The following is a 26,771-nucleotide window of genomic DNA, read 5'->3' as shown; positions in this document are numbered from 1 at the left end:
CCCCGCTTCCCCCGCCTCCTCCGCCCCGGAGCCGCCGCCCGCGGCGGCCGCGCCGGCGCAGCAGGAGCAGGAGACGCGGATCGCGCTGCGCGAGTGGATCGACCGTGCCAGGGCGGCCGCGGGCGACGAGGTGGTGCTCATGTTCTCGGGCACCACGTTCGTGCAGGAGGCCAGGGGCAACCGGCCCATCCGCCTGACCCGCGTCTACCTCGGCCGCGACTGCCCGGTCTTCTTCAACTACTACCGCTGGCGCGACACCGACCCGCTGCCGTCGCACCCCGACCCGCTGCTGTTCCAGAGCCCGATCGACCTCACGCCCAAGCTGCTCGACGAGGTGCTGGGCGCGGATTTCGGCGGCAAGCGCAAGCTGCTGTTCGCGTCGTTCCCGCACGAGACGATGGTGCGGACGCTGACCCACGCCGCCTCGCACGGCTGGGTGACGATCTACGACGCGCGCGACGACTGGGAGGAGTTCGCCAAGGTCGGCATGGCGAAGTGGTACCACCCGGGCTTCGAGCGTTACCTCGTCGCGCACGCCGACGTGGTCACCGCGGTCTCCGAGCCGCTGGCCAGGAAGATGGAGACGCTGGGCGGCCGCCCGGTGAGCGTCAACGCCAACGCGCTCGACCCGGCCTTCCCCGCGCCGCCATCGCCGCGCCGGCCCGACGCCACCAGGATCGGCTACTTCGGGCATCTGACGGACAAGTGGTTCGACTGGGACCTGGTGCTCCGCGCCGCCAGGGCCCACCCGCAGTACACCTTCGAGCTGGCCGGCCACCAGCACCCCGACCTGCGGCTGCCGGAGAACGTACGCCTGCTCGGGCTGCTCGGCCACCAGGAGCTGGCCGAGCTCAGCACCGGCTGGGCGCTGGCGCTGATCCCGTTCAAGAACGGCGCGCTGGCCGACGCCGTCGACCCGATCAAGGTGTACGAGTACCTCCATCTCGGCCTGCCGGTGCTGACGACGTACTTCCCGCAGTGCGCCGGCTACCCGGGCGTCCACGTCACCGAGTCCGCGGCGGAGTTCGTCGCCGCGCTGCCGCAGGTCGCCGGAACGGCACCCGACGCCGCCGAGATCCGGGCCTGGCTCGCGGTCAACACCTGGGAGTGCCGGGTGGACGCGTACTCCGAGATGGCCGAGCGTGTCGCGCGCAAGGGCCGCGAGGGGCTGCTGACGCTGCTGGAGTGCCGGTGAAGGTGCTGTTCTGCTACCGCTACGGCGTGATCGGCGGGGTGTCGACCCAGCTGCTCAACCGCTACACGCACTTCTCGGCCGAGTTCGAGATCGGCGTGCTCTACGAGGCCGACCACGGCATGGTCGGCCACTTCCCGCCGGGCGTGGCCAGGGTGGCGGCCACCGACGAGGCCCGCGAGGCCGCCATCAGGCAGGCCGCGCCCGACGTGCTCGTCGTGATCGACAGCCCCAGCTTCCTGTCGGCGTGGCAGCGCGCGGGCTCCCCCGGGTCGCTGATCCTCGAGGTGCACACCACCACGGCGAACCTGTCCTACCTGGGCGAGCTCTCCGTCAGCCCCGGCCACTTCGTGACCGTGAGCGAGTACATGCGCGCCAAGCTGGGAGCGCTGGGGCTGTCGCCGATCAGCGTGGTGCCCAACTGCCTGGACGAGCGCTGGTACGCCGAGACCGTCCCCCCCGCGCTCGACTCCACGCCGGTGGCCTGGATCGGCAAGCTGGACGGGCACAAGCGCTGGCGGGCCGCCGCCGATCTGCTCGACCGGATCGCCTCCGCGCGTCCCAGGGTCACGCCGCTGCTCGTCGGCGGGTACACCGCCCCGGCGAGCGAGGTGTCCGCGCTGACCACGAAGCTCGCCGCCTCGCCAGCCCTCGGCGCGGCCCGCTGGCTGCCGCGCGTCGACTACGACCAGATGCCCGCCCTCTACTCCGCCATCGGGGCGAGCGGCGGCCTGACCGTCTCGACGACGACCGACGAGTCGTTCGGCATGTCGGTCGCCGAGGCGCTGGTGCGGGGCTGCCCGGTGATCGCCCCGTCGGTCGGGGCGCTGCCCGAGATCCTCCCCGAGGAGGCGCTCTACCCGCCAGGAGACTGGGCGACCGCGGCGGCCAAGGCGCTCAAGGCGCTGTCGGACCGCGACTTCCGCGCCGCGCTGCTGAGCACGACCTCGCTGGTGCGCGAGCGCACGCACCCGGAGTACGCGCTGGCCGCCTTCGCGAACGTGCTTCAGCGCAGCGCGAAGTCGTCGAAGGTGGCCTGACCCGGCGCCGCCAGCACCAGGCCGAAGCTGATCCCCGCGGCGTCCGGCAGCCGGGGCTTCCAGGTGGCCTGCCGCCAGGCCCGCGTGGCGGGGAACTCGGGGCCGGTGGTCCAGCCCGCCCACACCCCGTCGCCCGACCGCGTGCTGACCGCGAACCGTACGGGGGCGGTCGAGGTGTACCAGACCGACAGTGCCGGGGCCTCGGTGCCGCCCGGCGTGGGCGCGCACGCGCCGTCGTCCTGCCTGATCGCCAGCCTGAGCCGTGCCGGGTCGCTCCCGGTCACCTCGACGCGGCCGGCCCAGCGCCCGCTGCGCGCGCCCGCCACCCGGCCGAACGTGGCCTTCGCGGATCTCCCGTCGAGCTGCCAGCAGTCGGGGAGCCCCTCCTTGCCGAAATAGTTCTCCAGCGAGGCGTTCAGCACGATCGACGGCGCCCTGACCGGCGGCACGGGCCGCGCGTCGCCGCCGATGACGTCGCCGACGGTGCGCACGGCGACCGCGCGGCCCCGCAGCCAGTCGAGGAGCCCGGTGAACAGCTCGGGGTCGACCCCCAGCGGGCCGCACCCGGCGCAGTAGTCGTGGAAGACGAGGATCGCCCAGCCCTTGCGCCGCTCGGCCGCGATCACGTATTCCTGGGCCTGCGCGAGCGTGGTGCGCGCGCCGACCGACAGCGGCGTCCTCAGGTTGTACGGGTCCGCCGGCGCGGTCCGCTCAGCGGCGGCGCCCGCCCGGCCCCTGCCGCTGCTGTAGCCGCACTCCTCCACCACGGCCTCGGCCGCCGCGTCGACGGCGTGGAACGGGTAGGCGAACGATCTCGCGGTGAAGCCCAGCGCGGCCAGCCCAGCGCGGTCACCGCACACCTCTCTGCGCTGCTCGTCGGGGTGGAGCTCGGGCAGCCGGGCGTGGGTGCGGGTGTGCCCGCCGATCTCGTGCCCCGCCCGCGCCATGCGCGTCAGCTGGGCACGGTCGAGGTAGCCGTCGGCCTGGACGCGGGTGCTGTGGACGTAGAAGGTGCCGGCCATGCCGCGCTCGGTCAGCTCCCGGGCCATCTGCTCCTGGCGCCGCAGGCCGTCGTCGAAGGTGAGCGAGACCACCGCACCGCCGGCCGGCTCCGCGCTCGCCGGCCCGGCGCTCGTGGGCCCGGCGCTCGTGGGCCCGGCGCTCGTGGGTCCGGCGCTCGTGGGTCCGGCGCTCGTGGGTCCGGCGCTCGGCTCCGGCGCGGTTCCGGGGTTGCCGCATCCCGCGGCCAGGGCGATCGCCACGACCGCCGCCGCCACCACACGACGCACCTGTCCTCCCCTCCCCCCGGCCGCATCATCTTGCCATGCGCGCCGGTCCGCCGGCGGGAAGGGTCAGCCGGTGCCGCCCGAACCGGCGGTCACAGGCCGTACTCCTCCGCGGTGACGTACGTGACGCCGAGCTCGGCGAGCTCGGCGCGCAGCCCGTAACGGTCGAGCCCGAGCTCGCCGGCGCGGAACGCGGCGCGCGTGGCCTCCTCCTTGTCCAGGCGGGCCTGCGCGCGGTCGAGCGCCCGCTCGACGTCCTGGCGCGGCACGACCATGGCGCCGTCGTCGTCGGCGAGGATCGCGTCGCCGGGCCTGACCAGCTGCCCGCCCACGGTGATCGGCACGTTGACCGAGCCCGGCGTGGCCTTGACGGTGCCCTGCGCGCTGACGGCGGCCGACCAGACGGGGAAGCCCATGGCGTGCAGCTCCGCGACGTCGCGCACGCCGCCGGTGGTGACGAGCCCGCGTACGCCGCGATCCTGCAGCGCGGTGGCGAACAACTCCCCGAACATCCCGTCGCCGCACGGCGAGGTGGTGGTCACGACCAGCACGTCGCCTGAGCGGCACTGCTCGACCGCCGCGTGGATCATCAGGTTGTCCCCCGGCCAGCAGAGCACGGTGACGGCGGTGCCGCCGATGCGCGAGCCGAGGTGCGTGGGCCGCAGCTGCGGGCCGAGGAAGCCCGTGCGGCCCAGGGCCTCGTGGACGGTGGCCACGCCGTACCCGGCGAGCTTGGCGACCTGCTCGCCGTCGGCGCGCGGCGGGTCGGTGACGATGACCGTCCTCATGCCAGCACGTCCGTGACCTGCGGGTAGAGGCGCATGTAGGCCTCGCCCATGGTGGTGTGCGGCAGGCCCAGGTTGGGGCCGGCGTTGCGTTTGACCTGGACGCCGCGGCGTCTGGCGAGGTCGGTGTAGTAGTCCCACATGTGCTGCTGCGCGGGCAGGCACTCCATGGCCTTGCGCTTGGTGTCGAACACGGGCGTGATGTCGAGCAGCACGTCGGGCTTGAAGCCGCACTGCTCGGGCTGGTGCGGTTCGAAGAAGAACACCGGCGGCGCGCCCAGCGGCTCGCCCGGCGCGTCGTAGCCGATCGCCTGCGCGAGGACCCGGGCCTGCAACCCCATGCGGGCGGCGGCGGGGTGGTCCTGGTTGTACGGGTCGGCCAGCGGGTGGGTCAGCACGACCGACGGGTTGACCTCGCGGTAGACGCGGACCATCCGGTCGACCAGCTCCGTCGACTCCAGCAGCGGGTAGTCGCCGGCGTCGAGGAACTCGATCTCGGCCCCGAGCACTTCGGCCGCGCCGGTCGCCTCCGTGCGCCGGATGTCCTTGATCTCCTCCAGCGTCCTGCCCTCACGCCAGGCCTTCGCCGATTCGCCGCGCTCGCCGTACGTCAGGCACAGCACCTTCGCGCGCTCGCCCCGGGACGTGGCCAGCGCGATCGCTCCGGCGGCGCGCCAGACGAAGTCGCCCGCGTGCGCGCTGATCACCAGCAGACTCATCGCGGCTTCTCCTTCGGTCCTCATTCATCGCGAATATCCGTTAGCCGTCACGAAGGACAGTAGGAGTGCCCGGCCCGTGCCGGAACGTCGTGACGTCCGGCATGCTCTACGTCATTCGACCTAGAGCCCGGCGCCTATCGTGTTGGAGGCCGCCGCCACAACGGACATTTGTCGCGGTGCAGCCGGTTCCGATGCCCGACGACACGCGCTCACGCATCCGGTTCTACTGGTGTACCAGGAGGAGAGCCATGGAATTCCTGGTGCGCACGGAGAACCTGCTGCCGCCCGACACGCCCGACCACACCCGCGACCGCCTGCGGAGGGCCGAACGCGAGCGGGCCCAGGAGCTGCGCGACGCCGGCATACTCAAGCGGCTGTGGCGGGTTCCCGGCCGCAACGCCACCGTCGGCCTCTATGAGGCGGGCGACCCGGCCGAGCTGCACGACGCGCTGACGTCGCTGCCGATGTGGAAGTGGATGGACGTGACTGTCGAGGCCCTGGCCACCCATCCGCAGGAGCAGAAGTAGCCTCTCCGGGGCGGCTTACGAAAGTGACACGAGTCGTCCTGCTCCCGGCATAGAGCACCCGGGCCGTCCGCCGGACCGGCCAAGTGTTGGCCAAGCCCCATCGGGAGGGTGCCGACCTGCGGGACTTCTCCCCTCATGGCGGTCACAGTGGGTGAGTTCACGCCTTTCTTCCCGGAGCGGAACCAACACCCACGACACGGCGAGCGTTCCGGGCTCTTGCGGACAAGGAGTCAGACATGCTCGAGCGCGTCCTCACCGCGACCGTGGCGACCGCGGCGGCAGTCGCTCTGGCCGCCACCCCCGCCATGGCGGGCGACGGGCCCCGGGTGGCCACCTATGACGCGCGCGAAGGCTCCGTCGTCGTGGACGCCGACCGCAAACGGATCACCGTGTGCGACAAGGTCCGCGACGACACCTCCATCAGGGCCGAGTACACCACCACCCGCGACCAGGAGTGGACCGCCCAGGCGCCCCAGGGCGGCTGCCGGACGCGCCGTACCTGGCTCACCAGGATCACCGGCTTCCGGCTCTGCACCGGCCACATCAACCTGGGCCGCATCGCGTGGGACGGCTGCCGCCACCGCGTCAGGACCCACGACCTGAGAAAGGTCAGGCACCGCTGAGCGGCAACTGCGAACCGAAAGTTTCGGAAGAAGAATAAAATTTTCCCTGTTGCATCGGCCTCCTGTTGCCTATCCTGCCGGAGAAGAGCGGTCCGGAACACCCGCGGCACCGGATCGCCCCGGCGGACGGCCGAGCAGGGAACGGGTCATGGTGTCGAAACTTTTCGGTGAACGATCGTGATAGGTCACGACCCCGGGCTCACGCTCCCCGACGTGCTCGCACGGCGCGCCCAGGAGGAGCCGGACCGCCCCGCGCTCGTGGTGGCCGGAGCGCGGGAGCTCTCCTTCGGCGACTGGGACCGTCGCGCCAACACCGTCGCGCACGCGCTGATCGACCGGGGTCTGACCGCCGGCCACCGGGTCGGGCTGCTGTTCGACGAGCGGGACTGGATCGACTTCGCCGCCGCCTGGTGCGGCGTCATGCGGGCCGGATGCGTCGCCGTCCCGTTGTCCGGCCGGCTGGCACCCGCCGAGGTGCGGCACGCGCTGACGGACTGCTCCGTGACCGCCGTCCTGCACGGCCCCGGCGCCGAGCCTCCGGACGTGGGCGAATGGCGAGCCGTCCCGGACGAGCTGAACGGCGACGACGCCCCCGTACGGCGCGGCGTCGCCCCCGGCGCGCTGGCACAGATCATCTACACCTCCGGCACGACAGGGCGGGCCAAGGGCGTCGGCGCCACCCACGCCAACCTCGCCTACGGCGTCTCCACGAACCCCCGGCGCCGCAAGCTCGCCCACTCGCGGCACTTCCTGCACGCGTTCCCGATCGGCAGCAACGCCGCCCAGACCATGCTCGTCAACGCCCTGGACGCCCGCCCCGCCGCCCTCACCCTGCCGCTGTTCACGCCGGCCCGCTTCGCCCGGCTGATCGAGTCGTACCGCGTGGGCACGGTGTTCGTGGTGCCCGCCATGGCCATCGAGCTGCTCAACGCCGGGGTGCGGGAGAAGTACGACCTGTCGAGCGTGCGCCTCCTCGGCTCCACCGCGGCCGGCCTGCCCCCCGCCGTGGCCGCGGGCATGGCCGAGGCGTTCCCGGAAGCGACGATCGTCAACTACTACACCTCCACCGAGGCGGTACCCGCGCAGACCGTGATGATCGTGGATCCGGCCAGGCCCGCGTCAGTGGGCCGCCCCACGTCCGGCGGCGAGCTCAGGATCGTCGGCCAGGACGGCGGGCCCGCCGGGCCCGGCGAACAGGGCGAGGTCTGGCTGCGCTCCCCCGCCGGGACCCGCGCCTACTACCGGGACCGCCGGCTGAGCGACGACGTCTTCAAGGACGGCTGGGTGCGCATGGGCGACGTCGGCTACCTCGACGAGGAGGGCTACCTCTACCTGGTCGACAGGGAGAGCGACGTCATCAAGTCGGGCGCGCACAAGGTCTCCACGCTCCAGGTGGAGGCCGCGCTGTACGAGCACCCCGCGGTCGCCGAGGCCGCCGTGGTCGGGATCCCGCACCCGGTGCTCGGCCGCGTGCCCGGTGCCGCCGTCGTCACCCGCCACCCCGTCACGGCCGCGGACCTGCGCGCGTTCCTGCTGGACCGGCTCGCCCGGCACGAGCTGCCGAGCCGGCTGCTGTTCCTGCCCGAGCTGCCGAAGAACCACGTCGGAAAGGTGGTGAAGCCCCGGCTCCTCGACCTGCTCGGCCCCGCGGACGCGCCTCCGCCGGCCGGCTCCACGTGAGAACCCCTGGCGACCGGCCAGCGGATGGAAACAGAGAGACGCACATGACGCACCGCCAGGAAACCCTTCCCGCTTCGTTCGCCCAGCAGGGCATATGGATCGGCGAGCGCATGGGCGCCGGCCCGGCGTACCACATGCCGCTCGCCCTCTGGCTCGACGGTGACCTCGACGTGGCCGCTCTGGTCTCCGCGTGCGCCGACGTGGCCGCCCGGCACCCGGTGCTGGCCACCACCGTCGCGCAGGACCGTGACGGGCTCCGCCAGGCCGTCGCCGCGGAGCCGCCCGTGACGGTCGCCGACCTGCCCGGCCGCTGCCCCGACGCCCTCGATCGGCTGGTCAGGGACGAGATCGCCCGCCCGTTCGACCTGGAGAAAGGGCCGACCGCCAGGTTCACCCTCGCGCCGGCCGGGCCTGAGCGGCACCTGCTGCTGTTCGTCGCCCACCACCTGGTCTTCGACGGGATCTCGAAGGACATCCTGGTGCGCGACCTGGCCCGCTGCTACGCCGCCCGGCGCGACGGGGACGACCCCCGGTTACCGCCGCTGCCGTTCACCGAGGCGGCCGCCGCCGAGCACGAGCGGGCGGCGGCCGCGCTGCCCGGCGCCAGAAAGTTCTGGGCGCGGCGCCGGGTGGCGCCCGCCGGGATCGTGCTGCCGGGCCCGCTGCGTACCGCGGCCCGGTTCGGGGCCGGCATGGAGATCGACGCCGGCCTCGACCACGAGCTGGGCGGGCACGCCGACGAGGTGGCCAGGGCGGCCGGCGCGACGACCTTCGAGGTACTGCTCGCCGCCGTGCACGCGCTCCTGTTCCGGTACGGCCCAGGAGGCGACACTGTGAGCAGCCCAGAGAGCGACACCGAAAGCGACACCGGGCGCGGTACCGAGGGCGGTGCCGGGGACCGTGCTGGGGACCGCGCCGACGGTGCCGGGGACCGTGCCGGGCGCGGTGCTGGGGACCGTGCCGGGCGCGGTGCTGGGGACCGTGCCGGGCGCGGTGCTGGGGACCGTGCTGAAAGCCGCGCCGAGGGCGGCGTCGAGACGGTGGCGGTGGCGGTCGATGTGACCACGCGCGGGGCCGCGACCCGCGACCACATCGGCCCGTTCGTCAACGAGCTGCCCGTGCTGTCCAGGCCGTCCGGCGGCCAGACGTTCCACGAGCACGTCCGCGCCGTACGGGCCGAGCTGCGCGAGCTCTACCGCTTCCGCGAGGTGCCGCCCGCCCGTGCGCTCGGCGGCCCGCCTGCCGTCCTCCCCGTGTCGATCAGCTACCGCAGGCGGGAGGCGGCGCCCGAGCCGGAGTTCCCCGGCCTGGACGTCACGGTGGACCGCACGATGTTCGCGGGAGGGTCACGCAACCCCCTGCACCTGCAGTTCGTCGACGGTCCCGACGGGCTGGCCACGAGCCTGCGCTTCGACCCGGCGGCGCTCGACCGCGACACCGCGGACCGGTTCGCCGGCGGCCTGCGCGCGCTGTTGCGCCACGCGGCCGGCGACCCCGGCCTCCGCCTGGCCGACCTGGACGTCCTGCCCGGCGAGGAGCGGGAGCTGATGCTCGCCGGGTGGAACGACACCGCGGCCGCCTACCCCGCCGAGGCCACGCTGCTGCGCCTGTTCGCCACGCAGGTGGGCGCCGGCCCCGACGCGCCCGCCGTGACGTTCGAGGGCCGCTCGCTCACCTACGCCGAGCTGGACGCCGCCTCCGACCGGCTCGCCCACCGGCTGCGGCAGGCGGGCGTCGGGCGCGGCGAGCTGGTCGCCGTACACCTGCAGCCTTCTGCCATGCTGCCGGTCTGCCTGCTCGCCGTGCAGAAGGCCGGCGCCGCCTACCTGCCGCTCGACCCCGGCCACCCGGCGGAACGGCTGTCGATGATCGTGGCCGACGCCCGGCCCCGGCTGCTGCTGTCGGAGACCACCGCGGCCGGATACCTGCCGGCGCCCGTGCTGGCCGTGAGCGACGACCCGGAGCCCGGCCCGCTCGACCCGCCGCCGACCCGGCCGCCGTCGGCCGGGGACCTCGCGTACGTGATCTACACCTCCGGCTCGACCGGCCGGCCGAAGGGGGTCGAGGTCAGCCACGGCAACCTGGCCAACCTGCTGCTCGCGATGCGCGACCGGCTCGGCGCCGGGCCCGGCGACACCTGGCTGGCCCTCACCTCACCCGCGTTCGACATCAGCGCCCTGGAGCTCTACCTGCCGCTGATCACCGGCGGCCGGGTGGTCGTCGCCCCGCGCGGCGCCGTACGCGGACCCGTGGCGCTCGCCCGGCTGGCCTCGGAGCAGGGCGTCACGCACGTGCAGGCCACCCCGTCGGTCTGGCGGCTGCTGCTGTCCGGCGGGCTCACCGGGACGACCGCGCTCGCGGGCGGCGAGGCGCTGCCACCCCGGCTCGCCGCCGAGCTGCGCGCCCGTTTCGACCGGGTGGTCAACGTGTACGGCCCGACGGAGACGACCATCTGGAGCACGGCGGGAGAGCCGGGGGAGACGGTCACCATCGGCCGGCCCATCGCCAACACCCGGGTCTACATCCTCGACGCGAGACTGCGGCCGGTGCCGGTGGGCGTCACGGGCGAGCTGTGCGTCGGCGGCGCCGGTGTGGCGCGCGGCTACCGGGGCAGGCCCAGCCGCACGGCCGAACGCTTCGTCCCCGACCCGTACGGGCCGCCCGGCGCGCGCCTGTACCGAACCGGCGACCTGGCCCGCTACCGGGCCGACGGCGAGATCGAGTTCCTCGGCCGGGCGGACGGGCAGGTCAAGCTGCTCGGCCACCGGGTCGAGCTCGGCGAGATCGAGTCGCGGCTGCGGGAGCACCCCCAGGTCGCCGAGACGGCGGTGATCGTCCGGGGCGAGGGTCCGGACGATCACCGCCTCATCGCGTACGTCGTGCCCGCACCCGGCGAGGCCCCGGAGCCCGCCGTGCTGGCCGCCCACCTGGGCCGTACCCTGCCGCCCGCGATGCTTCCCGCCTCCTACGTCCCGCTGGACGAGCCCCCGCTGACCCCCGTCGGCAAACTCGACCGCGCGGCCCTTCCACAGTCGGCGGGCAGGGCCCTGACCCTCCCGGCCGGCGCCCCGTCCGAGGAGGCGGCTCCGGTCGGAAAGGCCGGTCCGGCGCTGCACGGGACGGTCGAAGCCCAGGGCTCCGACGCCACCCGAGCCGAAGCGCCCCACGTGGCCAGTCAGGCCAACCGGCCCCGTCAGGCCGACCGGCCCACACAGGCTGACCCGACCGGCGAGGCCAACCCGACCGGGAGGATCGACCCGACCAGGCGGACCGACCCACCTGTGGAACCCGAGCCGACCGTGGTGACCGACCGGGCAGGTGAGACCAACCACCCCCACCAACCAGACCAAGCTGACCAAGCCGGCCGTACCGACGAAGCCGACCCGAACGGGAAACCCAACCCGACCGGCGAGGCCGACCCGACCGGGAAGATCGACCGGGCGGGTGAAACCAACCCCGACCAGCCCGATCATGCCGACCGGACCAGGGAGGCCGACCTGACCGGGAGGGCGGAGCAGCCCCAGGTGGTCGATCAGGCCGGCAAGGCGGACCGGACCGGGAAGGGGCACCCGCCCCAGGTGGTCGATCAGGTCGAGAAGGCGGACCGGACCGGGAAGGGGCACCCGCCCCAGGTGGTCGATCAGGCCGGGGAGTCCGACCAGGCCGGGGAGGCGGACCCGCCCGGGGTGGCGGATCGGGCTGGGACGACCGATCGGGTCGAGGTGGTTGAGGTGGTTCGCCGGATTTGGGGGGAGGTCCTTGATCTGGATGACGTGGACGGGATCGGCACCGGCGACGACCTTTTCGACCTCGGCGGCCACTCGCTCACCATGACCCAGATCACCGCCAGGATCGGCGAGAGGCTCGGCGTCGAGGTGTCGCTGGACGCCTTCTTCGACGACCCCACCATCGGCGGGATCGTCGAGGAGATCGTCCGCCTGCGCGGGGAGGAGGCCGAGGCCGGCGAAGAGGGGGACGCCGTTCAGCACGAGATACGGCCCAGGCCGGCGGGGACGAGTCCGCCGCTGTCGTCCGCGCAGGAGCGGCTGTGGTTCCTGCAGCGGTTCGACCCGGACGACGCGTCGTACACCATGTATCTCGTGCTGCGGCTGCGCGGCGCGCTCGACACCGGCGCGCTCCAGGCCGCGCTGGACGCCGTGGTGGCGCGGCACGAGAGCCTGCGCACGTCGTTCGCCGACGTCGACGGCGAGCCGGCCACCGTGGTCCACCCGCCGGGACCCGTGCCGGTCGAACGCCTCGACCTGACCGGCTCGCCAGGCGCGGAGGAGCGGGCCAGGCGGCTGGTCGCCGAGCGCACCAACGCGCCGTTCGACCTGGCCGGGTCGCCGCCGCTGCGGGTGAGCCTGCTCGCGCTCGGCCGCGACGACCACGTGCTCTGCTTCGTCCTGCACCACATCATCGCCGACGGCGCGTCGCTGGGCGTGCTGTTCGACGACCTGTTCGCCCTCTACCTGGCCAGGGTCGAGGGGGGCGAGCCCCGCCTCGCCCCGCTGCCCGTGCAGTACGGCGACGTCGCGCTGTGGCAGCGGGAACGGGAGTCCGGCGCGGCGGCCGAGGAGTCGCTGGAGTACTGGCGGCGCCGCCTGGCCGGCCCGCCCTTGCTGGAGCTGCCCGCCGACGAGCCGGGCGGGGAGCGGCCTGAGGGCGCCTTCCACCCGTTCCGGATCCCCGAGGACGTCGTGGAGCGCCTGGAACGGCTGGCGCAGAAGCACGGCGCGTCCCTCTTCATGGTGCTGGTCGCCGCCTACCAGGTACTGCTGGCCCGGCACACCGGCCAGAGCGACGTCCTGGTCGGCACGCCGTGGGCGTCCCGCGACCGGGTGGAGCTGGAGCCGGTCATCGGTTACCTCACCGACACCCTGGTGCTGCGCGGCGACCTCTCGGGCGATCCGGCCTTCCGCGATCTGCTGGCCGCCACCCGCCGCAGCGTGCTCGACGCCCACACCCACCGCACCGTGCCGTTCGAACGGCTCATCGGCGAGCTGGGCGTGCCGCGCGACCTCCATCGCAACCCGCTGCTGTCCACCATGATCATCCTGCACAGCCAGGCGGGTGACGGCACCCCGCCCGAGCGAATCGGCGATCTGGAGGTGCGGCTGTTCGACGGCGGGTATCGGCAGGCCAAGTTCCCGCTCGCCCTGGAGACGTGGCGGGACGACGATGGCCTGCGCGCCGTGCTGGGCTACGACGCCACCATGTTCCACGCGGTCACCGCGGAGAGCCTGGCGGAACGGTTCGCCGTGCTCCTGCGAGGCATCGCGGACGCACCCTGCACCCCCGTCTCGCGGCTGCCGCTCCTGACCGGCGCCGACGCGGCCGTCCTGGCCGCGAACGCCACCGCGCCGCCTTACCACGCGCTGAAACCGGATCACGACCAGCTGGAACCGGATCACGGCGGGCTGAGGTCAGGACACGGCGCGCTGGAGCAAGGTCGCGACGTGCCGGAGGCGGTTCACGGCACGCTGGTACCGGGTCACGACGTGCTGGAAGCGGCCCACGGCGGGCTGGAGCCGGGTGACGCGGCGGCCGGGCTGGTGCCGGCGCTCTTCGCGGGAGTCGTCGCCACCGCTCCCGAGGCCACGGCGCTGGTGTGCGGCGAGGAGCGGGTGAGCTACGCGGAGCTGGACGCCAGGGTGGCGCGGCTGGCGGCGGCGCTGCGACGGCGCGGGGTGGCCGACGGCTGCGTGGTCGGCGTGTGCCTGCCACGGTCGGTGGACGCGGTGGCGGCGCTGCTGGCCGTCTGGCGGGCGGGCGGAGCGTACCTGCCGCTCGATCCCGGCCATCCCGTCGAGCGGCTCGCCTTCCTGATCGCCGACAGCGGCGCCCGCCTGGTGGTGAGCGACGCCACGCTGGCGCCTCGGCTGCAGGGCGGCACGGTTCCCGTGCTCGTCCCGGCCGGCTGGTCGGGCAGCGGGGACGACCGGTGGCTCGGCGGGTGGGAGAGCGTCGAGCCCGGCGACCCCGCGTACGTGATCTACACCTCCGGCTCGACCGGCACGCCGAAGGGGGTGCTGGTGGAGCACGGTGCCCTGGCCGCGCGGGTGCGCTGGATGCGGGAGGCGTACGGACTGCGCCCGGACGACCGGGTCGCGCAGTTCGCGTCGCTCGGCTTCGACGCCCACGCGGAGGAGCTGTACCCGGCGCTGGCGGCGGGCGCGGCCGTGCTGCTGCTTCCCGGCGGCGCCCTCACCCTGCCGGACGTGCTGCGCACCCAGGCCGGCCGCCAGGTCACCGTGCTGGACCTGCCGACCGCCTACTGGCACCGGCTCACCGAGGACCTCGACGACGTGACCTGGCCGGAGGCGCTGCGGCTGATGATCATCGGTGGCGAGCAGGCGCAGGCCGCGGCCGTGGCGAGGTGGCGGGACCGCTTCGGCGACCGGGTCGGGCTGGTCAACACGTACGGGCCGACGGAGGCGACGATCGTCGCCACGGCGGCCGTCCTCGGCGCGGCGGACACCGGTCGCCGCCCGCCGATCGGCCGGCCGGTGGGCGGCGCGACCACGCACGTGCTCGGGCCGGACGGGGAGCCGGTGCCCCCCGGTGTCCCCGGCGAGCTGTGCCTGGGCGGTTCCGGGCTGGCCCGGGGCTATCCCGGCTCCCCCGCGCTGACCGCCGAGCGGTTCGTGCCCGACCCGTACGGCCTGCCGGGGGCCAGGCTGTACCGGACCGGGGACCGGGTGCGGTGGCGGCCGGACGGGAAATTGGAGTTCCTGGGCCGCTTCGACGGCCAGGTGAAGGTGCGCGGCTTCCGGGTGGAGCCCGGCGAGGTGGAGGCGGCGCTGCTGGCCTGCCCGGGGGTGCGCCAGACGGCGGTGACGGCGGACGGTGAGCGCCTGGTGGCGTACGTGACCGGGCCGGCCGAGCCGGACGAGCTGCGCCGCCGCCTGGCGGCGACCCTGCCGCCCCACCTGGTGCCCGGCGGCTGGGTACGCCTGGACGCGCTGCCCCTGACGATCGCGGGAAAGGTGGACCTGGCCGCCCTGCCGCAGGCCGGTCCCGAGCCGGCCCCTGTTCACGTGCCGCCGCGCACGGACGCCGAGACGCTGGTGGCGGAGGTGTGGGCGCAGGTGCTCGGCGTGGACGCCGGCCGGATCGGCGCGCTGGACGACTTCTTCGCCCTCGGCGGCCACTCGCTGCTGGCGACCAGGGCGGCGGCCCTGCTGCGGAACGCGATCGAGGTCGACGTGCCGATCCGCACGCTGTTCGACCAGCCGACCGTAGCCGGGCTCGCGGCCGCGGTCGAGAGCCTGCTGATCGAGGAGTTGTCGGGCCTGTCGGACGCGGAGGCGACCCGCCTGCTGGAGACGGAGGTGCCGGGATGAGCGAGGCGCCCGGACGGACGGCGCACCGAGGCGAGCGACACCCCACCGGTGACCGAGGTGGCCCAGGCGAGCGACACGCCCAGGTGAGCGAGGCGCGCGACGTGGAGGAGGGTCCGTGACGAGCTCGGATGCCCTGTCCGACGCCAAGCAGGAGTTGATGGCGCGGCGGCTGCGACGGGGGGCGGCGGCGGTGCCCCGCCGCACCGTCCCGGCGGAGATCCTGGGCGGGCTGCGCTATTCGCTCGGCCACCGCGGCTTCGTCGGCATGCTGCTGTTCTTCGTCGTGCTGAACGTGTTCCTCTCGCCGCTGCTGCTGATGTTCGGGCCGCTGGTGTTGTCGTTCGCCGGGCTCCCCGACGTGGGCAGGATCTCCTTCCTGGCGGGAGTCGGCACGTTCGCGGGCGCGCTCATCATGATCGTCTGGGGTGGCCCGCGCCGCCTGCGGCTGCGCGGGGTGCTGCTGTGCACCCTGGCCCTGGGCGTCTTCTGCCTGCTCACCGGCGTGCGCGCCGACCTGGCCGTGATCGCCGTCGGCGTGTGTGGCATGACGGCCTGGCTCACCCTGCTCAACGGCATCTACGCCACCATCGTGCAGGTCAAGGTGCCCCAGCGGTTCCACGGCCGGGTGTTCGCCATGAACACGCTCATCGCCTGGTCCACGCTGCCCATCGGTTTCGGCCTCGTCGCCCCGTACGCCGCCTCCGTGCTCGACCCGCTGCTCCTCGACGGCGGCCCGCTCGCGCCGACCGTCGGCGCGCTCATCGGCACGGGGCCCGGCCGCGGCATCGGTTTCATGTACGTGCTCTTCGGCGTCGCCATCCTGGCGGTCACGCTGATCGCGATGCGGATCCCGGCGCTGGCCCGTTTCGACCACGAAGTGCCCGACGCCATCGCCGACGACCTGGTCGGCGTCCAGGCCCTGCGCGGCTCCACCACCCCAAAGACGACGACGGAGGCAGCACCGTGACCGAACGACACCAGGTGGTCGTCAACGACGAGGACCAGTACTCGCTGTGGCCGGCCGACCGGCAGCCCCCCGACGGCTGGCGGGCCGAGGGGTTCGCCGGCTCGAAGGACGACTGCCTGAGCCACATCGACCAGGTCTGGCGCGACATGCGGCCGCGCAGCGTGCGGCTGCGCCAGGACGACGCCGCGGGCGGCTCCCTCGGGGGTGCGCGGTGACGGCGGACGCCGGGCGGCTGGAGCGGGAGCTGGCGGACATGATCGCCGGCGTGTCCGGCGGCGGGATCAGCGCCGAGGAGGTGCTGGCGGGCGAGCACCCGCTCTCGGCGCTCGGCCTCACCTCGCTGGCGCGCATCCACCTCATCGACGAGATCGAGGACGCGTACGGCGTCGACATCGATCTGCGCGGCGAGCTGCCGACCTTCGAGCACGTCGGCACGCTGGCCACCGCCCTGGCGTCGCTGCTGGAAGGAGACGCGGCGTGACCGGGAGCGCGACGGTGCCGTTCAGCGGGCCGCGGGACGGCGAGGCGACCCTGACGTGGGGGCAGCGGCTGATGTGGCGGGCCGTGCACCTGATGGGCGACAGCCAGTCGTTCCTCAACTGCCCGTGGGTGCTGCCCGTCCACGGCAGGCGCGACCTGGCCGCCGTGCTGCGGGCGCTGCGCGCGCTGCTCGAACGCCACGAGAGCCTGCGCACCACGTTCGCCGCCACGCCGGGCGGACCCGTCCAGCGGGTGGCGCGCGGCGGCGAGCTGGCCGTGGACCTGGTGGAGTCCGGGCGGGAACGCCCGTTGCAGGCGGCCGAGCGGATCGCCGGCGAGCTGGGCAGGACGGTCTTCGCGCACGGCGAGGACCTGCCGCTGCGCTGCGTGGTCGTGATGGACGGCGGCCGGCCGAAGGCGCTGGCGTTCGTCTTCTCCCACCTGGCGGTGGACTTCCAGGCGCTGAGCCTGCTCTCCGCGGAGTGGCGGGCGCTGCTGCGAGGCGAGGAGCTGCCGCCGCCCGCGTGGCAGCCCATGGACCAGGCGGCCCTGGAGCGCGAGGAGGTGTTCCAGGCGCGTTCCGCGCGCTCGATCCGCCACTGGCGCTCCGTGCTCGACGAGGTGCCGCTCGACGTGTTCGACCATCCTCCCCGCGAGCCGGAGGAGCCCCGGTTCCTCGAAGTCGGCATGGAGTCGGTGGCGCTCGCCGCGGCGGCCGGGCGGCTGTCCGCGCGCTGGACGGTCGGCACGACCAGCGTGCTGCTCGCCGCGTGCGCCACCGTCCTCGCCGAGGTGAGCGGCCGCCGGCGGGCCGTCATGCAGCTGGTGCACAGCAACCGGCGCGACGCGCGTACCCGCTCCATGGTCGGCACCGTGGGGCAGGACGGCCTGTTCGTGCTCGACCTGCCCGCCACCGACTTCGCCGCCACGTGCCGGGCCGCGCAGCGCAACGCCCTGGTGGCCTACCGCAACGCGCACTACGACCCGTACGCGATGCAGGCCATGCGGGAGGAGGTCGGGCGGCGCCGCGGCCGCGAGCCGGACCTGGACGCGTTCTTCAACGACCGGCGCGGGGCCGGCTCCTGGCCGAACCTGCCGCGCCTCGGCTCCGACGAGGACGTGGCCGGGCTCACGGGCGAGACCCGCGTCCACGTCGCGGACGCGTGGCCAGGGGTGCGGTTCAAGGTGTTCTTCACCGTGGGAACCGCCGCGGAGACCGGGCAGCTCAGCCTCATCGTCGACACCGCCTGCCTGCGGCGCGACACGGCCAGGGCGATGCTGCTCGGCGTCGAGACGCTGCTGGTCCGCAGCCTCACCGAGGACGTGCCGATGGCCGGGGTCTGCCGGTTGTGCGGGATCAGCGCGTACGGGGGCGGGCGCTAGGCGACGGAACCCCGCACGGGCCTGCCGGCGCGCTCGTAGGTGACGTACACGACGCCGGCGTCGGTGGTCGTCGACCCGGTGAGCCTCAGCCCGGCCGGCGCGGTGCCCTCGGCGAAGAGCCGCTTGCCCCGGCCGAGGACGCAGGGGAAGACCAGCAGGCGGTATTCGTCGACGAGCTCGGCCTCCTGCAGCGAGCGGATGAGGTCGCTGCTGCCCTGCACGAGGATCTCGCCGTCGGCACGCCCCTTGAGGTCGGCGACGGTCTGGCCGGCCTCCCCCACCAGGACCTCGGTGTTCCGCCACTCGGCGGTCATCGGCTTCCTCGTGGTGACGTATTTCGCCATTCCGTTGATCGTGGCGCCGCCCTCCTCGTCCGGCACGCCGGGCCAGTAGGAGGCGAGGATCTCGTACGACCTGCGGCCCAGCAGCATGCCGCCGGCGCGCTCCAGTTGCTCGCCCATGATGCGGTTGAACCCCTCGTCCACGTGCGGGGCCAGCCAGCCGCCGTACGGGAAGCCGTCGGAGTCGTCCTCGCCGGGCGCGCCGGGGGCCTGCATGACCCCGTCGAGCGTCACGAACGTCGAAACCACGAGCCTGCTCGCCATCTGAAGTTCCTTCCGTCGCGGGCCGCCGGACCCCGCCGTCTCCCTACGCGGACCATTCTGGCCTCGCCCGCTTACGGAATCCTTCAGCCCGCGTGCCCGTCAGCGGCGCACCATCCCGGTACGCGCCCCGAAGGTAAGCTGGTGGTCATGTCCGGACACGTCTCCGAGCGCCCGGCCTCCGACCAGAGCGTCGGGGGTGTCTCCTGTGGTGCGCAGTTCACCGACGTGTTCAGGGTGCTCGGCAAGCGCTGGAACGGCATGATCATCGTGGCGCTGCTGCACCGGCCCGCCCGCTTCAGCGAGCTGGCCAGGGCGATTCCCGGCATCACCGACGGCCTCCTCACCGACCGCCTGCGCGAGCTGACGGCGGCGCGGCTCGTGGAGCGGCACCTGGCCGACGGCTCGGCGGGGGCGGTCCTCTACCGGCTCACGCCCGCCGGGGAGGACCTGCGTGACGCCTTCCAGGAGCTGCACGCCTGGGCCGATCGCAACAACATCGGCGAGCTCTGTGCCCAGGAGCGCGCGACCGGCGCCGGCCCGGAGTGCTGAGACCCGTTCCTGCCAGGCCGACGGGCCCGGGAGGGCAGCCGGTGGCCGTCACCCTCTGACGAGGTCGATCAGTTCGGCGTAGAGGTCGAGCGCCCGGTCGAGCCCGATCTGCCCGCCCGGCGTGTCCTGGCCGAAGCTGGAGAAGAGCACGTGGTCGATGCCGGCGCCCTCCAGCCCCGCGAGGTCGCCGGCGATCTGCCGCGGCGAGCCGCCGAGGAACGGCCGGTCGTCGCCCAGCGCGTCGGCGGTGAGCGGCACGTTGGCCCGGGCGACGACGGTGACCGACTCCGGATCGCGGCCGGCCTCCGCCACGGCCCCCCTGAACGTCTTGGCCAGGCCGGTCAGCATGTCGTGGGAGAGCGCCACCGGGTTGAGCCCGTCGGCGATGCGGGCGGCCCTGCGCACGCCGGCCGGCGTCATGGCGCCGAGCAGGATCGGCACGCGGGCCTGCACCGGCTTGGGGTTGATCTCCGACTCGGCGATCTGGGTGAACGTCCCGTCGTATGCGACGGGGTCGGGCCCCCAGCAGGCCCGCATGGCGGCGACCACCTCGGCCCGGCCCGATCCGGCTCATGGGCACGGCGGCGGCGGCGAACTCCTGCGGCATCCAGCCCTGGCCGAGCCCGGCGACGACCCGGCCGCCGCTGAGCTGGTCGAGGGTGGCGAACCGCTTGGCCAGCACGACGGCCGGGTGCAGCAGGGCGTCGATGATGCTGGTGCCGAGCTTGACCCGCTCGGTGAGCGCGGCCACGTAGCTCAGCGTCTCCAGCGGTTCGTAGGTGAGGCGGTAGACCTCCGGCACCGGCTGCGGCTCGCCGCCCCCCATCGACACGGGGGCGGTCGGCCGGAGCAGTCTCTCGTAGGTCCACACCGCGTCGTATCCGAGCCGTTCGGCTTCACGGGCGACGCGGGCTATGCCGGCCGGTGTGGCCAGCAGACCGGACGTGGGCAGGGCGACACCAAGTTCCATGCCCACAGGCTACTACGTTTTTCGTAGTAAACTATGAAAAACGAAGTGCCATCAGGCCGGGAAGTCCTTCGGGTTGACCGAGCGCGTCCTGGCGTTGCCACCCCTCACCGGGTTGAGCGTCAGGCTCCAGCCGCTGGTGGAGGTGAACCTCAGCCGCTGGTCGAACCGCTGGTAGGAGGGGTTCTTGGTGAACTTGCGCTTCTTCGTGTCGAACCGGTAGCCGGTCGTGAAGTAGACCCGGTACGTGCCGCTCCTGACGTCGTTGATGCTCGCGGAAGACCGCGCGCGGACGTAGATGCTCACCGCCTTGGTCCTGCCCTTGACCAGGGTGACGACGCCGTCCTTCGAGGTGCCGTTCCTGATCTTCAGCCTTCCGCCGCCACCGGTGTAGCGGTCGTAGATGATCTTCCCGTTACGCGGGCGCGCGGCGGCGGTCGAGGCGGCCGCCTGCGACACCGAGACGACCGCCTGCCCGCCGGTCGCCGCGGCCGCCCCCGCGGAGGGCGCGGCCAGCAGGCCGCCGGCCAGCGCGACGGTGACAGCACCGGCGCGCAGCGGAGTTCCTTCGAGAAGTCGCTTCACGGTGAACATCTCCTTGGGGGTGCGTGATCACGTCAAATCTAGAGAAACCAAACATGATCGCCTACCTAGTAGATACCAGGATGGACAGGGCGGCCATCGCCGAACCCGCAGGAGCCTTCCGCCGTTCACCCGCATGCCATCCGGACTTCCGTCGCATTTGGTAGCCGCTGTCCGAAACGCCTAAGTTTCTGCAAGCTTGTCATCAGAACCCGGTAATGCGGGTTCTTGATCTGAAGTAGGGGCACTTACCGTTGGCCTATGGCTGGTCATGGGAGCGCAGCGACGTCGTCGGCACGGGCCGGAGTGAGGTAGGCCGTGCAGGACGGCGTAGTCAGCGCTGCCGCGCACCATGCCCTCGAGGTGGACGAGGTGCTGGCCCAGGCCGTACGCGACACAGGGGCGCACATCGGCGCGGTCTACCTGCTGGCCGACGACGGCCAGGTGCTGCTCATGGAGACGGAGACCGGGCTGCCCGCCCAGATCGTCAAGCCGTGGACGCGGGTGCGGGTGAGCGCGGGCGTCCCGGTGTCGGGCTCCGTACGCGAGCGCCGGCTCATCTGGGTGCCGGACTACCAGGAGCTCGCCTGCCGTTTCCCGGCGACGGCGATCGCGCTGCCGTACCCGTTCGCCGCGGCCGCCACCCCCATCGAGTCGAACGGGGACGTGTGGGGCTCCCTGATCCTGATGTGGCCGCCGTCGCACCCGCCGGAACTCGCCCCCCACGAGCGGGACACCATCGACCACGCCACCCGCAGGCTCGGCGACCTCATGCGGCAGGCGGCGCGCGACGGGCACCCGCCGCGCGCCGGGGACGAGCCGCGCGTCCTCACCCCCGCGTGGGCCGGGGTGCCGGACGTGCACCATGCCCTGGCCGCGGCCGGCTATCTCGACCGGCTCCGTGACGGCTGCGTGGGCCTGGATCTGGAGGGCCGGCTCACCTTCGTCAGCGCGAGGACGGCCGACCTGCTCGGCGGGGACCTGGCGCGCAAGCTGGGCGAGCCGCTCTGGGAGGCGGCGGCGTGGCTGAAGGACCCGCTGTTCGAGGACCGCTGCCGCGCGGCGGCCGTCAGCCAGGAGCCCACGTCCTGCGCGGTCCGCGGCCCCGCCGGCCGCCCCCTGCACATCAGCCTGCATCCGGACCCGTCCGGCATCAGCCTGCACATCACCGAGGCGGCGGCCGACCGATCGGCGCGGCGGCAGGACGCCCCCGGCGCCGACAACGTCGGCCTGCCCCGCGCGGACGTCTTCTACAACCTGCTCCACCTCGCGGCGACGCTGAGCCGGGCCCTCAACGTGCAGGAGATCGTCGGCATGGTCGCCGACCACGTCATGCCGGTCTTCGACGTCGGGGCGCTGGCGATCATGGTGGCCGAGGGCGGGAGGTTGAAGGTCGTCGGCTCGCACGGCTACGACCCCGGCGTCCTCGAACGGATCGACCGCCTGCCGCTGACCTCCGTCGCCCCCGCGCAACACGTCCTGCGCACCGGTGACCCCGCCTTCTTCTCCGATGTGGACGAGTTGCGCCGGATGTATCCGGGAGCCGAGGCCCGTGACGGGATGGCCGCCTGGGCGTTCCTGCCGCTGCGCACGACGGACACCGTCGCCGGCGCGTGCGTGCTCGCCTTCGACGAGCCCTACCCGTTCACCGACGAGACGCGGGCCAGCCTCGTCGCGATGGCCGGGCTCATCGCCCAGGCCCTGGACCGGGCCCTGCTCTACGACACCAAGGACCGGCTCGCCCACACCCTCCAGACCTCGCTCCTCCCCCGCAGACTGCCCGAGATCGACGGGCTGGACGTGGCCGCCCGCTACGTGCCCGCCACCCGCGGCGTGGGGATCGGCGGCGACTTCTACGACCTGATCCGTCTGAGCGACACCAAGGCCGCGGCGATCATCGGGGACGTCCAGGGCCACAACGTCACGGCCGCCGCGCTCATGGGGCAGGTCAGGACCGCCATCCACGCCTACGCGGCCGCGGGAGCGAGCCCGGGCAACGTGCTCAAGCTCACCAACCGCCTGCTCATGGACCTGGATCCCGACCTGTTCACCAGCTGCCTGCTCATCTACTTCGACCTGCGGCTGCGCACGCTGTGGGCCGCCAGCGCGGGGCACCCGCCGCCCCTGCTGCGCCCGCCGGGCCAGCCCGCCGAGGTCATCGACGTGCCCGCCGGCATCCTGCTCGGCGTCCAGGGCGACGCCGAATACCCCACCGTCCAGGTGCCGTTCCCGCCGGGTGCCGTCCTCGCCCTCTACACCGACGGCCTCGTCGAAACCCCCGGCGTCGACCTGGGCCAGGCCATCGGCGAACTCGCGGAACACTTCGGCCGCGCCGCGGGCGAGCCCGTCCACGAGCTCAGCGACACCCTGCTCAACCACGCCCCGCACACCAGCCAGCGCGCCGACGACATCGCGCTCCTCCTCGTGGAGCACCGCGCGCCCCCGGGCTGACCCGTTTCGCTCCCGCCGCACAGGGCAGGGGCGATGCCGCCTGAAGCGGACCGAGGAGGTGACCCATGGCGAAGATCTGGCGGGGACGCCCCGCAGCCGGCGGCGACCACGATCGGCCGGGCGTCCACGGCGCACCCCATACGGCCGGCAGCCGGTCCCCGGGCACCCCCAAGCCGGACGAGGGGCCCACGTACGGGCGGGGAGCCGGCGGCCGGCCCCTGTGGAGCGAACGCGACCGCGACGCCGAACGCATCCGCGCGCTCCTGCGCCGGTCAGGATGCGCCGCGACGGGCGGCGCCGACGGGTTCGACGTCGAGGGCGGGCACGACGGCGTCTTCCTGGTCACCTTCGCCGAGCGGCATCTGCCTGCCGGGGGCGGGCTGGGCGCCTGCGTGCGCGCGCTGGTCCGGGCCGGCATGTCGGTGGAGCCGCAGCCGGGCGACGGGCGTGCGCTCCGCGTCAGAACCCGCACCTGCGGCTGACGGCGGGCGCCGCACGCCACGCCCTGGAGCCCTTCGAGCTGGACGTACGCGACCGCACCGCCTTGGCCTCGGTCGCCGGGCGAGCTGGACGTACGCGACCGCACCGCCTTGGCCTCGGTCGCCGGGCGAGCTGGACGTACGCGACCGCACCACCTTCGCCTCGGTCGCCGGCGAGGCGGACGAGGCAGCCACCACGACCACGCGCTCGCGACCGCGATGAGAGCCCGCCGCCAGAGCTCCCGACGCGGGCCCGTCAGCCGGCCCGCGGAAGGCGGTCAGTCCAGCAGCTGGGGCGTGTAATCCTTCAGCACCTCCAGGAACGCCGCCGCCGGCCCGCTCCGGTAGCCGCGCCGCCTGCGGATGACGACCACGGGCAGGGCGGCGTCCAGGTCCGCCACCTCGACCGCCCGCAGGCTGCCGATCCGCAGCTCTTCCCGGACGCTGCTGATCGGCATGAGGGCGACGCCGAGACCGGCCTGCACCAGGCGCTTCTGCGCGGTGAGGCTGTCGACCCTGGTGATCGGGGCGCCCACCAGCCCCGACGCGGGCAAGCGGTGGTCGAGGAGGTGGCCGAAGGAGTCGGGCTGGCCCCGCTCGGGCGGGAAGCCCAGCCACCGCTCGCCCTCGAACGCCCGCAGGTCCGGCAGGCGGCGGGCGGTGACCGGATGCGCGGCCGGCACCACGACCAGGAGTTTCTCGACGCCGAGCGGGATCGACTCCAGCTTGGGGTCGGCGTCGGGGAAATAGCGCAGGCCCAGGGACGCCTCGCCGCCGCGGACGAGCGCGCTCACCTCGCGGCTCGTCGCGGTGCGCAGCTCGACCGAGGCCTCGGGGAACCTTGACTCGAACGTGCGCAGCGCGTCGACGATGTGCGAGTCGGCCAGGGTGCCGACGATGGCCAGGCTGAGGGTCCGGGCGCCGCCGGGACGCACGGCCGCGTCGCGTACGGCACGCTCGCCGTCGCGCATCGCCGCCAGCGCGGCCTCCGCGTACGGCAGGAGCGCCCGGCCCGCGTCGGTGAGCGCCACCCGTCGGCCGGTCCGCTCGAACAGGGCGGCGCCCAGCGACTGCTCCAGCTCGCGGATTCGGCGGCTGATGGCGGGCTGCGACCGGTTGAGCTTCCTGGACGCCTCCGTGAACCCGCCCAGCTCGGCGATGGCGGCGAACGCCTCGATCTCCTCGACTGTCACGCCCATCAGTATTCCTGATGACTCGCATCGTTTCCATGCATTTGACTGATCTATCGACGAGAGGCGAGAGTGAAGACGTAACCGCAGCTCACGACGGGAGAGCACCATGACCGACCAGACGGCCCGCGCGACTCGATTCCGGGATCTCCACGAAGGCCCCGAGCCGCTCCTGCTCCCCAACCCGTGGGACGCCGGCACGGCCCGGTTGCTGGCCTCCCTGGGCTTCGACGCCCTCGCCACCACCAGCCTCGGCGTGGCCAACCAGGCCGGCCGCACCCGGGCCACCCGGCAGGAGGTCCTCGACAACTGCCGCGTCATCAGCGAGGCGACCCCGCTCCCCGTCAACGCCGACCTGGAGAACGGCTTCGCCGACGACCCCGCCGAGGCGGCCAAGATGATCGCGGACGCGTGCGCGTGCGGCGTGGCCGGCGTGTCCATCGAGGACGCCACCGGTGACCGCCGGACACCGATCTACGGCTTCGGGCTCGCCGTCGAGCGCGTGCGGGCGGCCGTCGAGGTCGCGCGCGGGCTGCCCGTCCCGCTCGTCCTGACCGCCAGGGCGGAGAACCTGCTGTACGACGCCGGCGACCTCGACGACACCATCAGGCGCCTCCAGGCGTTCGAGGAGGCGGGCGCCGACGTCCTGTACGCGCCGGGGTTGCGCACGCTCGACGAGATGCGGGCGGTCGTCTCCTCCGTCGGCAGGCCGGTGAACGTGGTGATGGGCTTCGCCGACCCGGCGATCACGCTGGAGCAGCTCGCCGAGATCGGGGTGCGGCGGGTGAGCATCGGGGGCGCGCTTGCCCGGTTCGCGCTCGGCTCGTTCCTCGACGCCGCCAAGCAGATGCGCGACGGCCGGTTCGGCTTCGTCGCGGACGTGCCCCCGATGTCCGAGCTGTACCGGGCGTTCAAGCCGTACTCCGCCCCCTGAGCGGGCCGCCTCGACCGCCCATGACATGATCGGCGGCAGGACCACCGCAGAGCGTGTGACAAGGAGCGGGACATGCCGGATCAGCAGGGCCGCCGCGTGCCCGGCCTCGACGGGCCCCTCCAGCCCCTGACCGTCGGCACGTCGGCGCTCGGCGCAGGCCCCGGCGACGAGGCGCTGGCCGGGATGATGGTGTCGGGCCGCTTCCGCCAGCTGGACACCTCCAACAACTACGCCGGCGGGCGCTCCGAGACGCTGATCGGCACCGCGCTCAAGCAGGCGCCCGACGGCGTGACGGTTTTCTCCAAGGCCGACCGCGACCCCGGCACCGGCGTGTTCGACGGTGACCGGGTCATGCGGTCCTGGGAGGAGACGATCTCCCGTCTCGGCGTCGAGACGTTGCCGATCTACCACCTGCACGACCCGATGACGATCACGGTCGGCGAGGCGATGGCCCGCGGCGGAGCCGTGCCCGCCCTCGTGGCGCTGCGCGAGCAGGGGCTCGTGGGCGCCATCGGCATCGCCGTCGGCGGCGGCACCATGGTGGAGGACTACATCCGCACCGACGCGTTCGACGCGGTGCTCACCCACAACCGCTACACCCTGGTCGACCGGCGCGCGGAGGAGATCCTGCGGCTCGCCACGGAAAGGAACATGACGGTCTTCAACGCCGCCCCCTTCGGCGGCGGTATCCTGGGCGGTTCGCCACGGCACGCCACACGGTACGGTTACCGGCGGGTCTCTCCCGAGTTCGCGGCGCACGTCGAGCGGCTCAAGGCGCTGTGCGAGCGGTGGGGCATCACGCTCGCGGCGGCGGCCCTGCACTTCTCCCTCGCCGAGCCGCGCATCCACTCCACGGTCGTCGGCGTCACCTCGGCCGAACGGCTGGCCCAGCTGGAGAGCCTCGCCGACACGGTGATCCCCGGCGGGTTCTGGGCGGACCTGGCGGCGCTCGGCTCCCCGCCTCCCTCGCCGATCGACTGACACCC

At 73.6% G+C, this 26,771-nt stretch carries 22 protein-coding genes and 1 pseudogene; 15 read left to right on the top strand and 8 right to left on the bottom strand.

Annotation, left to right across the window (positions count from 1 at the left end; genetic code table 11):
- Together E1292_RS51665 and E1292_RS35825 are read left to right on the top strand one after the other, a co-directional pair.
- Positions 1-1,195: glycosyltransferase family protein (locus E1292_RS51665; RefSeq protein ID WP_165974914.1), on the top strand; the 1,195-nt coding region annotated here is incomplete at its 5' end.
- Positions 1,192-2,232 (top strand): glycosyltransferase family 4 protein, encoded by a 1,041-nt coding sequence (locus E1292_RS35825; protein WP_132601710.1) that lies wholly within the window; start codon positions 1,192-1,194, stop codon positions 2,230-2,232. The genes E1292_RS51665 and E1292_RS35825, both read left to right, overlap by 4 nt.
- On the opposite strand, the gene E1292_RS35820 is transcribed toward E1292_RS35825, so the two are convergent.
- From E1292_RS35820 to E1292_RS35810, 3 genes are all read right to left on the bottom strand, one after another.
- Positions 2,199-3,521, bottom strand: coding sequence for a polysaccharide deacetylase family protein (locus tag E1292_RS35820; RefSeq protein ID WP_132601707.1), 1,323 nt, complete (start codon positions 3,519-3,521; stop codon positions 2,199-2,201). The two genes, E1292_RS35825 and E1292_RS35820, sit on opposite strands and share 34 nt — an antisense overlap.
- An 89-nt stretch (positions 3,522-3,610) precedes the next feature.
- Positions 3,611-4,306: a 4-carboxy-4-hydroxy-2-oxoadipate aldolase/oxaloacetate decarboxylase gene (locus tag E1292_RS35815; RefSeq protein ID WP_132601704.1), complete on the bottom strand. Its 696-nt coding sequence runs from the start codon at positions 4,304-4,306 to the stop codon at positions 3,611-3,613.
- Entirely contained in the window at positions 4,303-5,022 is a 720-nt protein-coding gene (locus tag E1292_RS35810) for a PIG-L deacetylase family protein (protein WP_132601701.1), read from the bottom strand. The genes E1292_RS35815 and E1292_RS35810 overlap by 4 nt, the downstream gene beginning before the upstream one ends.
- Positions 5,023-5,270: 248 nt before the next feature.
- On the opposite strand from E1292_RS35810, the gene E1292_RS35805 reads away from it, so the two are divergent.
- The 8 genes from E1292_RS35805 (at position 5,271) to E1292_RS35770 (ending at position 18,028) form a co-directional block, all read left to right on the top strand.
- Positions 5,271-5,549 carry a muconolactone Delta-isomerase family protein gene (locus E1292_RS35805; RefSeq protein WP_132601698.1) on the top strand — a complete coding sequence of 93 codons (279 nt, stop codon included), beginning with the start codon at positions 5,271-5,273 and terminating at the stop codon, positions 5,547-5,549.
- 236 nt (positions 5,550-5,785) lie between these two features.
- Complete coding sequence (locus E1292_RS35800) at positions 5,786-6,172, top strand: hypothetical protein (RefSeq protein WP_132601695.1); 387 nt, start codon at positions 5,786-5,788, stop codon at positions 6,170-6,172.
- A 213-nt stretch (positions 6,173-6,385) separates the two neighbouring features.
- Positions 6,386-7,852 carry a class I adenylate-forming enzyme family protein gene (locus E1292_RS35795; RefSeq protein ID WP_246090561.1) on the top strand — a complete coding sequence of 489 codons (1,467 nt, stop codon included), beginning with the start codon at positions 6,386-6,388 and terminating at the stop codon, positions 7,850-7,852.
- 44 nt (positions 7,853-7,896) lie between these two features.
- Positions 7,897-15,198 carry a non-ribosomal peptide synthetase gene (locus E1292_RS52340; RefSeq protein ID WP_132601689.1) on the top strand — a complete coding sequence of 2,434 codons (7,302 nt, stop codon included), beginning with the start codon at positions 7,897-7,899 and terminating at the stop codon, positions 15,196-15,198.
- Positions 15,199-15,313: 115 nt separating this feature from the next.
- Entirely contained in the window at positions 15,314-16,165 is an 852-nt protein-coding gene (locus tag E1292_RS35785; protein WP_181958345.1) for an MFS transporter, read from the top strand.
- Positions 16,162-16,380 carry an MbtH family protein gene (locus E1292_RS35780; RefSeq protein WP_132601682.1) on the top strand — a complete coding sequence of 73 codons (219 nt, stop codon included), beginning with the start codon at positions 16,162-16,164 and terminating at the stop codon, positions 16,378-16,380. Before E1292_RS35785 ends, E1292_RS35780 begins: the two co-directional genes overlap by 4 nt.
- Positions 16,377-16,646 carry an acyl carrier protein gene (locus E1292_RS35775; protein ID WP_132601679.1) on the top strand — a complete coding sequence of 90 codons (270 nt, stop codon included), beginning with the start codon at positions 16,377-16,379 and terminating at the stop codon, positions 16,644-16,646. The genes E1292_RS35780 and E1292_RS35775 overlap by 4 nt, the downstream gene beginning before the upstream one ends.
- Positions 16,643-18,028 (top strand): condensation domain-containing protein, encoded by a 1,386-nt coding sequence (locus E1292_RS35770; protein ID WP_132601676.1) that lies wholly within the window; start codon positions 16,643-16,645, stop codon positions 18,026-18,028. The genes E1292_RS35775 and E1292_RS35770 overlap by 4 nt, the downstream gene beginning before the upstream one ends.
- On the opposite strand, the gene E1292_RS35765 is transcribed toward E1292_RS35770, so the two are convergent.
- Complete coding sequence (locus E1292_RS35765; RefSeq protein ID WP_132601673.1) at positions 18,025-18,633, bottom strand: dihydrofolate reductase family protein; 609 nt, start codon at positions 18,631-18,633, stop codon at positions 18,025-18,027. The genes E1292_RS35770 and E1292_RS35765 overlap by 4 nt on opposite strands.
- Positions 18,634-18,780: 147 nt before the next feature.
- Between E1292_RS35765 and E1292_RS35760 the strand changes: the two genes are divergently transcribed.
- On the top strand, positions 18,781-19,182 hold the full coding sequence (locus tag E1292_RS35760; protein WP_132601670.1) for a winged helix-turn-helix transcriptional regulator: 402 nt from the start codon (positions 18,781-18,783) through the stop codon (positions 19,180-19,182).
- 48 nt (positions 19,183-19,230) lie between these two features.
- On the opposite strand, the gene E1292_RS55180 is transcribed toward E1292_RS35760, so the two are convergent.
- From E1292_RS55180 to E1292_RS35745, 3 genes and pseudogenes are all read right to left on the bottom strand, one after another.
- Positions 19,231-19,731, bottom strand: coding sequence for an LLM class flavin-dependent oxidoreductase (locus E1292_RS55180; RefSeq protein ID WP_281284114.1), 501 nt, complete (start codon positions 19,729-19,731; stop codon positions 19,231-19,233).
- 82 nt (positions 19,732-19,813) lie between these two features.
- Positions 19,814-20,152, bottom strand: a pseudogene (locus E1292_RS55940) (LLM class flavin-dependent oxidoreductase); the annotation flags it as partial.
- Positions 20,153-20,203: 51 nt separating this feature from the next.
- Positions 20,204-20,734, bottom strand: a complete 531-nt coding sequence (locus E1292_RS35745; RefSeq protein WP_132601664.1) for a hypothetical protein — start codon at positions 20,732-20,734, stop codon at positions 20,204-20,206.
- Positions 20,735-21,049: 315 nt separating this feature from the next.
- On the opposite strand from E1292_RS35745, the gene E1292_RS35740 reads away from it, so the two are divergent.
- Positions 21,050-23,182 carry a SpoIIE family protein phosphatase gene (locus E1292_RS35740; protein ID WP_132601661.1) on the top strand — a complete coding sequence of 711 codons (2,133 nt, stop codon included), beginning with the start codon at positions 21,050-21,052 and terminating at the stop codon, positions 23,180-23,182.
- Between the two features lie 65 nt (positions 23,183-23,247).
- Positions 23,248-23,664 carry a hypothetical protein gene (locus E1292_RS35735; protein WP_132601657.1) on the top strand — a complete coding sequence of 139 codons (417 nt, stop codon included), beginning with the start codon at positions 23,248-23,250 and terminating at the stop codon, positions 23,662-23,664.
- 275 nt (positions 23,665-23,939) lie between these two features.
- Here the strand turns inward: E1292_RS35735 and E1292_RS35730 are convergent, their stop codons facing one another.
- On the bottom strand, positions 23,940-24,854 hold the full coding sequence (locus E1292_RS35730) for a LysR family transcriptional regulator (RefSeq protein WP_165974913.1): 915 nt from the start codon (positions 24,852-24,854) through the stop codon (positions 23,940-23,942).
- Positions 24,855-24,960: 106 nt separating this feature from the next.
- Here E1292_RS35730 and E1292_RS35725 point away from each other — a divergent pair, with 106 nt between their 5' ends.
- The gene (locus E1292_RS35725) at positions 24,961-25,785 is read left to right on the top strand and encodes an isocitrate lyase/PEP mutase family protein (RefSeq protein ID WP_132601651.1); all 825 of its coding nucleotides are present in this window, start codon (positions 24,961-24,963) and stop codon (positions 25,783-25,785) included.
- A gap of 72 nt (positions 25,786-25,857) precedes the next feature.
- Positions 25,858-26,766, top strand: coding sequence for an aldo/keto reductase (locus E1292_RS35720; protein ID WP_220447221.1), 909 nt, complete (start codon positions 25,858-25,860; stop codon positions 26,764-26,766).
- Positions 26,767-26,771 lie beyond the last annotated feature (5 nt).

The organism is Nonomuraea deserti (assembly GCF_004348685.1).
In the GTDB taxonomy this organism is placed as follows: Bacteria; Actinomycetota; Actinomycetes; order Streptosporangiales; family Streptosporangiaceae; genus Nonomuraea; species Nonomuraea deserti.
Note: the sequence above shows the minus strand (reverse complement) of the source record. Positions and strands in the feature narration are given on the sequence as shown.

Bases quoted from the DNA above. Each gene is read 5' to 3' on its own strand.
- E1292_RS35815 (WP_132601704.1), bottom strand. From the start codon at position 4,306: ATGAGGACGGTCATCGTCACCGACCCGCCGCGCGCCGACGGCGAGCAG.
- E1292_RS35810 (WP_132601701.1), bottom strand. From the start codon at position 5,022: ATGAGTCTGCTGGTGATCAGCGCGCACGCGGGCGACTTCGTCTGGCGC.
- E1292_RS35805 (WP_132601698.1), top strand. From the start codon at position 5,271: ATGGAATTCCTGGTGCGCACGGAGAACCTGCTGCCGCCCGACACGCCC.
- E1292_RS35800 (WP_132601695.1), top strand. From the start codon at position 5,786: ATGCTCGAGCGCGTCCTCACCGCGACCGTGGCGACCGCGGCGGCAGTC.
- E1292_RS52340 (WP_132601689.1), top strand. From the start codon at position 7,897: ATGACGCACCGCCAGGAAACCCTTCCCGCTTCGTTCGCCCAGCAGGGC.
- E1292_RS35765 (WP_132601673.1), bottom strand. From the start codon at position 18,633: ATGGCGAGCAGGCTCGTGGTTTCGACGTTCGTGACGCTCGACGGGGTC.
- E1292_RS35760 (WP_132601670.1), top strand. From the start codon at position 18,781: ATGTCCGGACACGTCTCCGAGCGCCCGGCCTCCGACCAGAGCGTCGGG.
- E1292_RS35735 (WP_132601657.1), top strand. From the start codon at position 23,248: ATGGCGAAGATCTGGCGGGGACGCCCCGCAGCCGGCGGCGACCACGAT.
- E1292_RS35725 (WP_132601651.1), top strand. From the start codon at position 24,961: ATGACCGACCAGACGGCCCGCGCGACTCGATTCCGGGATCTCCACGAA.
- E1292_RS35720 (WP_220447221.1), top strand. From the start codon at position 25,858: ATGCCGGATCAGCAGGGCCGCCGCGTGCCCGGCCTCGACGGGCCCCTC.